The sequence below is a fragment of the Nostoc sp. NOS(2021) genome (genome assembly GCF_017115025.1).
Taxonomy (GTDB): Bacteria; Cyanobacteriota; Cyanobacteriia; order Cyanobacteriales; family Nostocaceae; genus Nostoc.
This window is the reverse complement of record NZ_JABXKM010000331.1, coordinates 1-12,012: the sequence shown is the minus strand read 5'-3', so window position 1 is coordinate 12,012 and position 12,012 is coordinate 1. Positions and strand designations below refer to the sequence as shown.

General features: G+C 42.4%; 5 protein-coding genes. 1 reads left to right on the top strand and 4 read right to left on the bottom strand.

Going from position 1 to position 12,012, the window contains the following annotated elements; translation table 11 throughout:
* Positions 1–70 precede the first annotated feature (70 nt).
* Positions 71–4,777: a non-ribosomal peptide synthetase gene (locus HWQ41_RS32370; protein ID WP_292772068.1), complete on the bottom strand. Its 4,707-nt coding sequence runs from the start codon at positions 4,775–4,777 to the stop codon at positions 71–73.
* 343 nt (positions 4,778–5,120) lie between these two features.
* Between HWQ41_RS32370 and HWQ41_RS32365 the strand changes: the two genes are divergently transcribed.
* Positions 5,121–6,248, top strand: coding sequence for an alpha/beta hydrolase (locus HWQ41_RS32365; protein ID WP_292772066.1), 1,128 nt, complete (start codon positions 5,121–5,123; stop codon positions 6,246–6,248).
* A gap of 17 nt (positions 6,249–6,265) precedes the next feature.
* On the opposite strand, the gene HWQ41_RS32360 is transcribed toward HWQ41_RS32365, so the two are convergent.
* The 3 genes from HWQ41_RS32360 to HWQ41_RS32350 all read right to left on the bottom strand — a co-directional run bounded on the left by HWQ41_RS32360 (position 6,266) and on the right by HWQ41_RS32350 (position 11,978).
* Positions 6,266–6,736, bottom strand: a complete 471-nt coding sequence (locus tag HWQ41_RS32360; RefSeq protein ID WP_292772064.1) for a hypothetical protein — start codon at positions 6,734–6,736, stop codon at positions 6,266–6,268.
* A gap of 120 nt (positions 6,737–6,856) precedes the next feature.
* Positions 6,857–8,362, bottom strand: a complete 1,506-nt coding sequence (locus HWQ41_RS32355; protein ID WP_292772062.1) for a glycosyltransferase — start codon at positions 8,360–8,362, stop codon at positions 6,857–6,859.
* A 286-nt stretch (positions 8,363–8,648) separates the two neighbouring features.
* Positions 8,649–11,978 (bottom strand): amino acid adenylation domain-containing protein, encoded by a 3,330-nt coding sequence (locus HWQ41_RS32350; protein WP_292772060.1) that lies wholly within the window; start codon positions 11,976–11,978, stop codon positions 8,649–8,651.
* Positions 11,979–12,012 lie beyond the last annotated feature (34 nt).

The following is a 12,012-nucleotide window of genomic DNA, read 5'->3' as shown; positions in this document are numbered from 1 at the left end:
CTTAAAGATGCCTGCGGGTCGTGCCTACTACCATCTTTCTACTCTCAGTAGAAAATTTTTTCATATACTACTAACGCCCCTTGCTCTCTTCGTTTAAGGAAGATAACTTAATCCGCCGACTTTCACGCGATAGTGGTACTAAAACTGGGGCTTGACTTTGAGCATTGCTTTCTTTAAAGCTTTCCACCACCTTAGATAATTCTGCAATTGTCGATGCCTCAAATACGCTACGCAAAGGTAACTCCACGTGCAAGGCGTCACGCACTCTAGAGACAAACTGAGTTGCTAGTAATGAATGACCGCCTAATTCAAAGAAATTGTCATAAATTCCTACGCGCTTAAGTCCCAAAACCTCAGCAAAAATTTTCACCAGCACTTCTTCAACCGGAGTTCGAGGTGCAATATAATTTTCAGGCAATTGGGGCTTGATTGCATCATGGAATGCTCTTAAGGTGCGGCGATTGACTTTACCATTCGCTGTTAAAGGTAAAGATTCCAATATTACAAAAGCTGATGGCATCATGTAATCAGGCAGTTTTTCTGCTATGTAAGTCTGTAACTGCGGCACTAACTTACGCGCTGCTTTGGCTTGTAGGGGATTGTTGGCGTAAGATTGCCAGGGACGAGGGGGAGTTGTGCTATGTGGAAAAATAGTTCTCTTACCGACTTTATCTTGCCGTATAAAAACTACATCATAATGTCCTTCAAGACTTGAATCTGACCAGGTAATATTAACCTTATAAGGTACATTCAGCGCATACAAATGTTCTGGTTCTACTCCGAAGTTTTCGAGTTCTTGCAAAGCTTTACGTATTTGACCTACAGTTTGAAAACCTTCTACGTCTGATAGCCATTCTGCTGTTTTAACTGCTGACATCACCCGCGCATTAGGTACATTGATAATGCTTAATATTTCTGGTTGATTCTCAACTAATAACTGACGCACTGCTAAGACTGTTAGATTATCTTCAGACCAGTTCAGCACTGAATAGTTTCCAGGATTATTAACAGTTTCGCCATTAATCTGAAGAATCACATTGTAACGAAACTCAGTTAACTCATTGTGATGTTTACCGCGCATCAATTGAATTTCTACATGATTAATCTGCGGAAAGCGTTGCTTTATGGCGCTAAAAAAAGCTGGATCAATAACTAACTCTGTTTCTTGAAATATTTGCATTTGTACCCGTTGCTGCAACTCTAAGCGGGTTAGGGAAGGTTCAGCTTGATACAGTTGCACTGACGCATGGAAAGCTTCCAGGAGTGGCAAACTACGCACATCTCCTATGAAGATAAAGCCACCTGGAGCAGTTGCCTTTACAGCACCTTCTAATACACGAATCAGATAATCAATAGTCGGAAAATATTGTACAACCGAATTCAGAATGACTGCATCAAAAGCTGCTGTTTCTACTTTCTCGAAGTCAGTAGCCATTTGCTGATATAGCGTTAACTGCGGCATTTCTTGCTTTTGTAACTGCTGCTGAATGTAGTTAAGTGAAACTGGGGAAAAGTCTGTTGCACAATATTTTGTGCAGTCAGGTGCAATCCTAAAGAGAATCAAACCTGTTCCACAACCAATTTCTAATACTCGTTTGGGTTGCAAAGTCAAAATCTGCTCGACTTGGTTATTCACCCACTCACGCATTTCCTCTGCTGGAATAGGCTGATTTGTGTAACTACTATTCCAGCCGACAATATTTAATTTTGGATCGGAATCAGTAGGTTGATTATAAGTTTCGTTATAGAGCATTTGCCATTGCAAAACTTGCTCATTCTGCAATTGCACATTCTCCTGCTCACTGCTGTATTCTATTTTTAGTACCACATAAGCTACTAGGCGCTTTTCCCCTTTATCCTCACGAATTATTACTACAGTTTGCTGCACTGCTGGATGTTGACTCAGTACCGCTTCAATTTCCCCCAACTCAATGCGATAGCCGCGAATTTTTACCTGCTCGTCGAGGCGACCTAAAAATTCAATGTTGCCATCTGCTCGATAGCGAACTAAATCACCTGATTTATAAAGTCGTGTTTTTAACTGATTAGTAAAAGAATGATCAATGAAGCATTCAGCAGTTAAATCAGGACGGTTTAAATAACCTCGCGCCAATCCATCACCACTTATGTACAACTCTCCCGAAACACCGATGGGTACAGGTTGTAAATATTGATCTAATATGTAAAGTTGCGTGTTGGCGATCGCACCACCAATTACAGGTGCTAAACTCTCTTTATTCTTAACAGAAATATGACCCGAAGTTGTCACAACTGTATTCTCAGTTGGGCCATAATTATTAACTAACTGGAAAGGATGATCAGCTAAAGGATATTGATTTAGTCTGTCGCCACCTGTGAGTAATATTCGTAAAGCTGCGTCTTGAGGAAAATCTAATAGGAGAAATTTCTCTGCTAAAGGCGTTGGTAACAAGGTAATTGTTATCGCTTTTGATATTAGCCAATCTTGTAAATGCTCAGGTATTTGCCTGATTTCGTCATCTACAAAATAAATGCTTGCCCCAGCACTAAGATAAGGCCAAATTTCCCAACTGCAAGCGTCAAACCCAACTCCGCAAATCTGCGTTGCTCGGTCAAGGGGTGAAACTGTAAACGCTTTTTGATGCCAAAAAACTAGATTTAACAATCCTCTATGTTCAATTTTAACCCCTTTAGGTTTTCCAGTTGAGCCAGAGGTAAAAATGACATAAGCAAGGGTATCTACTTTAGCTTCGCTGATAAGATTATCTTCAACTTCTTCAGCAATAATTTCCCAATCATTATCTAAACAGATTATTTGTGAATTAGAGTTTTTCAGACGTTCAAGGCATCGCTCGTGAGTTAATAAAACTGAGACTTGAGCATCTTCAAGCATAAACTTTAAACGTTCAGATGGATAGCTTGGATCTAAAGGTACATAAGCTCCACCTGCTTTCAGGATGCCCAACATCCCGATTACCATATCAAAAGATCGTTCTACACAAAGCCCTACTAAAACTTCGGCTTCAACTCCTAATTTTTTTAGATAATGTGCAAGTTTATTGCTACGTATATTTAACTCTTTGTAGCTGAGTTGTTCATCGCCAAATACTAAGGCAGTTGCATCAGGATTATACTCTGCAATGCTCTCAAATAACTGATGGATACACTTATCTTGAGGATAATCTAACCGAGTATTGTTGTATTCAACTAATAAATTATGTAACTCAGATTCGCTTAAAAGCGGTAATTGTGCAATTCGCTGTTCTGGATTGGCAACTATACCTGATAGTAATATTTGGAAGTGTCCTAGCATCCGCGTGATGGTAGCATCATCAAATAAATCAGTGCTGTAAATTACAAAACCACTAATTCCTTCTGAGCTATCTGCCCATAACCCATTTTGAACCTTTGGCTCCCACAAGTGGAACTCTAAATCAAAGCGTGTTGTTTCCGTATCAAATGGTAGCGGACTTAAAATTAAATTAGGTAACTCTAAGGCTGACATAGGCGCATTCTGGAGCGCAAAAACAACTTGAAAGAGCGGATTTTGATTCAAATTACGCTCTGGATGCAGTTCTTCTACCAGCTTTTCAAAAGGCAAATCTTGATGAGCATAAGCCCCGAAAGCTACCTCTTTGACTCGACTCAATAATTCCCGAAAAGTTGGGTTTCCATTTAGTTGGGTACGCAATACTAAGCTATTGACAAAAAAACCAATTAATCCCTCAATTTCACTCCGGTTGCGATTGGCAATAGGTGAACCAATAGTAATATCTTCTTGTTGTGTGTAGCGGTAAAGTAAAACTTGGAATGCTGCTAGTAGGGTGATAAATAAAGTTACCCCTTCTTGCTGTCCGAGAGCTAAAAGTGCTTCGCTCAAACTTTTTGATAATTGCAGAGATTGCCTTGCACCCTGGTAAGTTTGAACAGCTTGTCTCGGTCTGTCGGTTGGCAAATTTAGCATAGAAATGCCGTCTAATTGCTTTTGCCAGTAACTCAGTTGCTTTTCTAATACTTCCCCTTGCAACCATTGGCGTTGCCAGTATGCAAAGTCTGCATATTGGATTGTAAGTTTCGCTAGAGGAGAAGGCTGATTGCTGGCAAAGGCTGTGTAGAGTGCTGCTATCTCTTGAATCAACACCCCAATAGACCAACCATCACAGACAATGTGGTGCATAGTCAGCAGCAGGATGTATTGTGTTTCATCCAACCACAGCAGTTTTACTTGCAGCAACGAATCAGTTGATAAATTGAAAGGACGTTGCGCTTCTTGGCTAGTGAGTTGTCGTGCTTGTATTTCTCGTTGGGCTTGTGGCAGTTGCCGTAAATCTATTACTGGTAAAGTAATAGTTAGCGTCGGATTAATTACCTGAACTGGTTGCCTTTCTTGCATGACAACAGTGGTGCGTAAAGCTTCATGTCGTCGCACAATTTCGTTAAAAGTTTGCTCTAGCGCGGCTTTATTGAGCAAACCTGTTAAATGTAGTGCTAGTGGAATGTTATAAAAAGGATTATTAGGGATTAATTGGTCAAGAAACCACAGCCGTTGTTGAGCAAAGGAGAGGGGAAGATTTCCTGACCGCGAAATAGGTAACAGAGGTCTAAAGCTGTGGTTATGAGTACGATTAGTTGCTTCTAAAAATTCAATAATTTCTGCTTTCCGCTCTTGAATTTCTGCACGCAGTTTTGCTGTAATAATTCCTTCAGGGGCGTTACAGCGAAACTTTTCACCATCGACAAAAACTTGAATATCTAAGCTGCGAAGATAAGATAAAAACTCAACCGTATTCAAAATCACACCCCTTCGCAACTGTTATTAACGCGATGTGCAACTTATTTTTAGAACCCCTCTCCAAACCTCTCCCCGCTTCGGGGAGAGGTTTTGATACTTGCTCCCCAACGCTAGTAGGGAAGGGGTTGGGGGTTAGGTTTGAGAGAAAGTTGTACACGGCGTATTGTTACTTAATATAAGACAGAAGGCACTGAATGCACTGCTTATTACCTAACCCAGCATTTTTATCACACTTATAAGACTGTATAAATCATTCTTGGGAATGAAACTTAGATGATTCTAACTATGTTATGAAGCTAAAAGACAAGGCAGTGAACAAGGTATCGCAAGGTTTAAGCTCATGATATTCATGCCTCATAATTTTCTGTTTATATGGCTGGTTCAACTGCTGTCGATTGGGGTAATTGGCGGGGGGGGCTACATTCTCTATGAGTGGTACGAGCGAGAACTTGTAGGAACATTTTACTTAGTGGCTGGGCTAGTAATGGTTCTGTGGTCTGTTGGCGGTCGTTTTATCAGTTTGCCACTGCTGCGCCGTCCTGGAGCCGATGAACCTAAGTTTATGCGTAGCAAAACCGTGGAGCGTTTGCCACGACCGGATGGTAGTGTACTGCAAGTAGAGTTTTTTGGCCCTGAAGATGGTCAACCGATTATCCTTTCACACGGTTGGGGGCCGAACAGTACTGTATGGTATTATGCCAAGCAACAACTGAGCGATCGCTTCCGAGTAATTGTTTGGGATCTACCAGGGTTAGGAAAATCCATTAAACCGAAAAACAATGATCACTCTATAGAAAAATATGCCCGTGACTTGGAAGCTGTTGTTGCGTTGGTGACAGCCACTTCCAGAGGGAGTATTGCAGGGGATAAACCTGTTATTCTGGTAGGACACAGCATGGGTGGAATGATTAACCTCACATTCTGCCGCCTGTTTCCAGAGCAATTAGGGAGTCGGGTGGCTGGCTTAATTCTTGTAGATACTACCTACACCAATCCGGTAAAAACTTGTATCTTTAGCAATCTGGTACGAAAATTACAGAAACCGCTACTCGAACCTGTCTTGTACCTGACTACCGTGCTGTGGCCGATTTTTTGGTTGATGACTTGGCTCTCGTATTTGAACGGTTCACTGTACATCACCGTCGAACTATCTGGATTTACGGGTACAGAAACACGGGGTCAACTAAGTTTTGCCGGTCTATTATCAGCATTGGGTTCGCCTGGGGTTCTGGCGCGTGGCACACTGGGAATGTTCAACTTTGATGAAACAGAAACACTTGCAACTATTAACGTACCTGTGTTGGTTGTTTGCGGCAATTCAGATATAGCAACTAAACCTGTTGCCAGCGATCGCATGAAAGCAGAATTGCCTTACTCTGAAAGAGTCACCCTAAAACCAGGTGGACACATGGCATTGATGGAACAAAACCAGCAGTTTGCCGAAGCAGTCAGCACGTTTTGCGCTAGCTGCTCATAGCTGCCTGAATTCCACATTTAGCATCCATCAAAAAATATTGCTCTAGGGTTGACGTTTTCGGATTTCGCGCAGTCTGTAGCAACTTCCGCTTTAAGAGTAAGAACTTCCGCCTTGAGGTTTCCGTGTTTCGCGCAGCCTGTAGCAACTTCTGCTTTAAGAGTAAGAACATCCGCCTTGACGTTTCCGTGTTTCGCGCAGTCTGTAGCAACTTCTGCTTTAAGAGTAAGAACATCCGCCTTGACGTTTCCGTGTTTCGCGCAGTCTGTAGCAACTTCTGCTTTAAGAGTAAGAACATCCGCCTTGACGTTTCCGTGTTTCGCGCAGTCTGTAGCAACTTCCGCCTTGAGGTTTCGGTATTTCGCGCAGTCTGTAGCAACTTCCGCTTTAAGAGTAAGAACTTCCGCTTTTTCTGTAGCAACTTCTGCTTTAAGAGGATGTTTGAAAAGTATTAGGCGAATAGAATTCGCTACTACACAAGCAAAGTTCACCTCCGTGGATTAATACAAAATTAAGGGTTTTAACCCACGGAGGTGGGTTTTGTCTGTGTAGCCGCGACTTCTAGTCGCCAGGGCTGGTAACTTTATCTAATCTGCATACCTCAATCCCTTTTAATTAGTTCCAAAGTAGAGGTCGCTTAATTCTTCCAAAGAAACATCGGTCTGCAATTCTGGATTACGGAAGTAGGGATGGATGGGAAGGAGTTCAGCGCGATCGCGGGTTTCCGGTGAAGACAGAATTTGCTCAAGCAAAGCCAGGTAGTTTTCAGCAGTAGATTCCCAAGTGTACATCTTCAGCACCCGTTGCTGACCAGCTTGGGCAAAATACTCCCACTCATCAGCATCGCATAGCACGCGCTCCAAGCCCCGAACAATATCAGCAGGATCTTCTGGGTCAACAAGTACACCATATTCCTTATTTCCTTGTCGCAAGCTCTCGCTGGGGCCACCGTTCTGGGTTGCTACCACTGGCAAACCTGCAACTGCCGCTTCTAAGGGAGCAAGCCCAAAGGGTTCGTAGAGTGCGGTCAACGCGAACACCGAGCGGCGTTTAACCATAAACCGATAGGCTGCTGCCAGTGACTCTTGAGACTGATCTGACAAGCCAAATGCACTGATCTTGCCCCACAGGTCGTTTTCTTTGACCACCTCCCGAATCGGGGCTAATACCTCTTCAGTCATGTCGTCGCTAGTTTCCTCTCGTAAAGGATCGTCCAGCCCCCCTGTAAGTAGCACCAAGTTAGCTCGTTCCTGAAGTGTTGGACTCATTGCGAAGGCTTGCACCAGCCCTAATATATTTTTTTTAAGCTCTAATCGACTGGATGCTATAATGAGGGGCAAATCTCGACGTGCTTCTGCAATGTCCCGTGCCAATCGCTCCTGAACGAGTTGGTAGGTAGCCTCCTCGTTTTCCGAACGCGCCTTTGCACCGAAAATCGATAAATCTGCACCCGGTGGAATCACCGCAAAACGGTTGTCATTCTCTACATCCACTGCACCACCATAGACTCGATGAGAGTACTGTTCAAAGCGTTCCTGTCGTGTACTGGTGATATTAACGGTCGAGCGATTCATACTTAGGCGTTCGGCTAAGATGCGATATCTGAAATTAAATTGCTCGTCTATTTCTGTGAGATTTTCTGGGGTAACTTCCAGTTTGTCCATCTTTTGAGCGCCGAGAGAATGAGCAGTAAAGGTAAAAGGTATGCCTGTCTGGTCTTCAATTAGAACGCCACATAGTCCCCCATCGGCGTAGTGGGCAGTCATTGCATCGGGTAAGCTACCTTGCTGTTGATAAAATTTCAAGATGTTGGGTACCCAATCACTAACCAGATGAGGCCATAACAACTCTTTAGAGAGAAATTCTTTTGATCCTGCTGGTAAGCGGATAATGCGGACATTATCGACGCCTGGATAAGTGTCAATCGCTTCGGCAAACTCTGGCCACTCCGGGTCAATGATTTGACGGGTAAGAATATCAACTTGATGACCCATTTGAGCGATCGCTATGGCGACTTGCTTAACATAGATTAGCTGACCCCCAAAATCTGGGTGTTTCGTTATGTGACTATTGGCTGAATCAAAATTGCCTTGAGGGTTGAGAAATCCAATATGCATCGCCTACTTCCTAATACAGGTTGATTTCTACTAGAGATTTTTGCCTGAAAACGGCAGCAGAACAGCTTAGTGAGCTTGTTAAAAACTCCCAACACTAAAAGACACAGGCAGTGAGCCTATACATAAATGCCATCAAAAAGCAAGCTAAAGGGCTTTTATTCTTCCCTTTAACTTAAACCCAGCCAATTCGTGCATTTTCCTAATGCTTAAGTTAATCGTTACTGCGGCTCGCGCACATATACCTGATGGCATAAATGGCATGATGATTCCCTGACTCAGGGGTTTCTCAAAATTCCATTTCTTCTCGCTCCTGACCCGTAGTTCCAACTTTATTCATACCTTTTGCTGCCCAACACGTTGTGTCAATGTACCTAGCAAGTTGTTCAACAGTTGGTGCTTCAAACAAATTGCGTACAGGCAAATCTATTTGGAAGGTGTCACGGATGCGGGAAGTTAGCTGAGTCGCTAGTAGAGAATGACCGCCCAATTCAAAGAAATTGTCGTGAATGCCTACTTGCTCTTTTCCCAAGACTTTAGCCCAAATTTGGGCAAGTAACTCTTCGACTTGCGATCGCGGTGCCACATAATCTTGATTATTGAAAATAATTGTATCAGGTGCGGGTAAAGCACGGCGATCCACTTTGCCATTAGGTGTTAAAGGTAGAGATTCCAGTAACACATAGGCTCTTGGCACCATGTAATCTGGTAACTTTTCTTTAATAAATTTACGAAGCACGTCTTGCGTCGGTATCTGTTCCTGGTTGGGAACAATATAAGCCACCAAGTACTTATCATCAGGTACATCCTCACTAGCAATGACAACACTTTCTCTCACTGCTGAATGTTGACTCAATACCGCTTCAATCTCTGACAACTCAATGCGGAAGCCGCGAATCTTTACTTGATTGTCAACGCGACCTAAAAATTCAATATTGCCATCTGCTAAATAGCGACCCAAATCACCCGTTTTATAAAGACGTGTTTTGGGATTATTAGTAAAAGGATGAGTAATAAAGTGTTTAGCGCTTAATTCAGTGCGATTGAGATATTCTTGCGCCAATCCGTCGCCACCAATATATAATTCGCCAGTAACGCCAATAGGCACGGGTTGTAAATGGGTATCTAATATATAGATTTGCGTGTTTGTAATGGGGCGACCAACAGGAAAAGATGTAGCTAATGGTAACTCTTCTACGCAGTAATAAGAGGAAAATGTGGTATTTTCTGTAGGGCCATAAACATGAATTAAATGCTTTGGCACACCATGTTTAAGAATCTTTTTAACCCATCTTGTATCAACAGTCTCACCACCAAATAGTAAATATCGTAATGAAGCAAAAGCTTGCGGAACATCTCTGGCAATTTGTTGAAACAAGGCGGTAGTCAAAAACAGAACGTTGATACCTTTTTCTTGTAGTTGTAATGCAAACTCATGAGACGAAAGGGTTACATCTTTACTAATTCCCACAAGTTGAGCGCCGTTAAGTAGCGCTCCCCAAATCTCGAATGTAGCGGCATCAAAAGAAACGTTTGAGGCTTGGGTGATTTTATCGGATGGTTCTAATTTTATATAGTTAGTATTGCACACTAACCGATTGACAGCTTTGTGAGGTACAGCTACTCCCTTGGGTTTTCCTGTAGAACCAGAGGTGTAAATAACATAAGCTAAATTCTCACTATTTAAATGGCTTTTGGAATTGTCTTCCTGTTCTTGAGCAATAATTTCCCAGTCTTTATCTATAGAAACAATTTGATTTGAGAAACTTTCAAAATGCTTGAGTAAGTTTTCTTGTGTGAGCAATACTGAAACTTGTGCATCTTCAAGCATAAAATTTAGGCGTTCTTGAGGATAACTGGGGTCTAATGGAACATACGCTCCCCCAGCTTTCAGAATCCCCAACAACCCGATGATCATTTCTATAGACTGTGAAATACAAATGCCGACTAAAACTTCTGAACCTACTCCTAACTTTTGTAAGTGTCGTGCTAGTTTATTGCTGCGAGTATTTAACTCTTGATAAGTGAGTTGCTCGTTACCAAAGTTTACTGCTATAGAATCAGGATACTGTTGTACTTTTTCTTCAAACAATTGATGGATACATTTATCTTGAGGATAATCTACTTGGGTCTTATTCCATTCCACCAATACCTGATGTAGCTCCACTTGACTTAATAAGGGTAAATTTGCAATTCGTTGTTCGGGATTTGCAACAATGCCTGACAACAAAGTTTTAAAATGTTCCAGCATCCGGCTAATGGTGGCTTTATCAAACAAATCTGTGTTGTAAACCATTATGCCTCGCAGACCTTCAGAATACTCCCAGTTTCCACCCAGTAAGCTCCTAAAATCCTCAGAACACTTCCACAGATGCAGTTCCAAATCAAAACGTGTTTTTTTCAAGTCAATATTCATAAAGCTAGGTACTAATCCAGGCAGTTCTAGCGCTGACATTGGCGCATTCTGGAAACCAAACACTACTTGAAATAGCGGATGGTGGCTCAAGTTACGCTCTGGATGCAGTTCTTCAACTAACTTCTCAAACGGCAAATCTTGGTGGCTGTATGCTCCTAGCGTTACCTCCCGTACTCTGCCTAATAGTTCCTGAAAAGTGGGGTTTCCAGATAAGTTGCTACGTAGCACCAAACTATTGACAAAAAAACCAATTATTCCTTCAATTTCACTGCGGTTACGGTTAGCAATTGGCGAACCTAGTGCGATATCTTCTTGATGTGTGTAGCGGTAAAGTAACGTTTTAAATGCTGCCAGCAGCGTCATAAATAAGGTGACACCTTCTTGCTGTGACAGCTTTTCTAGTGCATCAATTAGCTTTTTCGGCAACTCTAGAAATTGTGTTGCTCCTTGATAGCTTTGTATAGCTGGTCTTGGTTTGTCAGTAGGCAAATGCAGTATGGAAATAGCGTTTAATTGCTCCCGCCAGTAAGCTAACTGGGTTTGAAGTACTTCTCCTTGCAGCCACTCGCGTTGCCAGTGAGCAAAATCGGCGTACTGAAGAGGCAGTTCTAATAGAGGGGAAGGCTGGTTTTGTGCAAAAGCTGCATACAGCGTTCCCAATTCCCGAATCAGTACCCCCATAGACCAATCATCACAGATAATGTGGTGCATATTCAGTAATAGAATATGTTCTGTTTCGGAAAGGACGAGGAGTATTACTCGCAGCAATGGCCCGGAGGATAAATCAAAGGGATGTTCTATCTCTGCGGTAATAATCCACTTTGCTTTAACTTCTTGCTCATCAGCTGGCAATTGCTGAAGGTCTAATACAGAAAGAGGTATTGTTAAGCTGGGTGCGATCGCCTGTAGGGGTTGCCCATCTAACACTATAAAAGTCGTGCGTAAGGTTTCGTGGCGACGCACAATTTCGTTAAAAGTCTGTTCTAGTGCGGCTAACTTCAGCGAACCTGTCAAGCGAATTACTGTTGGCACATTGTAGATAGCATTGCCGGAGATCAACTGGTCGAGAAACCATAATCGCTGTTGAGCAAAAGATGCTGGAAAGACGAAGACTTCTTCAGAAGACATATAGCGTTTCCTAATCACATAAGGTACATCATAGCCACCTCCTCGCTTGCTCTTAGAGGATGTTTGAAAAGTCATGATTGATGTATCAAATATTTTTTACCCCACCCTA

Coding starts and splice junctions, on each gene's coding strand:
- HWQ41_RS32350 (WP_292772060.1), bottom strand. CDS start 11,978: ATGACTTTTCAAACATCCTCTAAGAGCAAGCGAGGAGGTGGCTATGAT.
- HWQ41_RS32365 (WP_292772066.1), top strand. CDS start 5,121: ATGCCTCATAATTTTCTGTTTATATGGCTGGTTCAACTGCTGTCGATT.
- HWQ41_RS32355 (WP_292772062.1), bottom strand. CDS start 8,362: ATGCATATTGGATTTCTCAACCCTCAAGGCAATTTTGATTCAGCCAAT.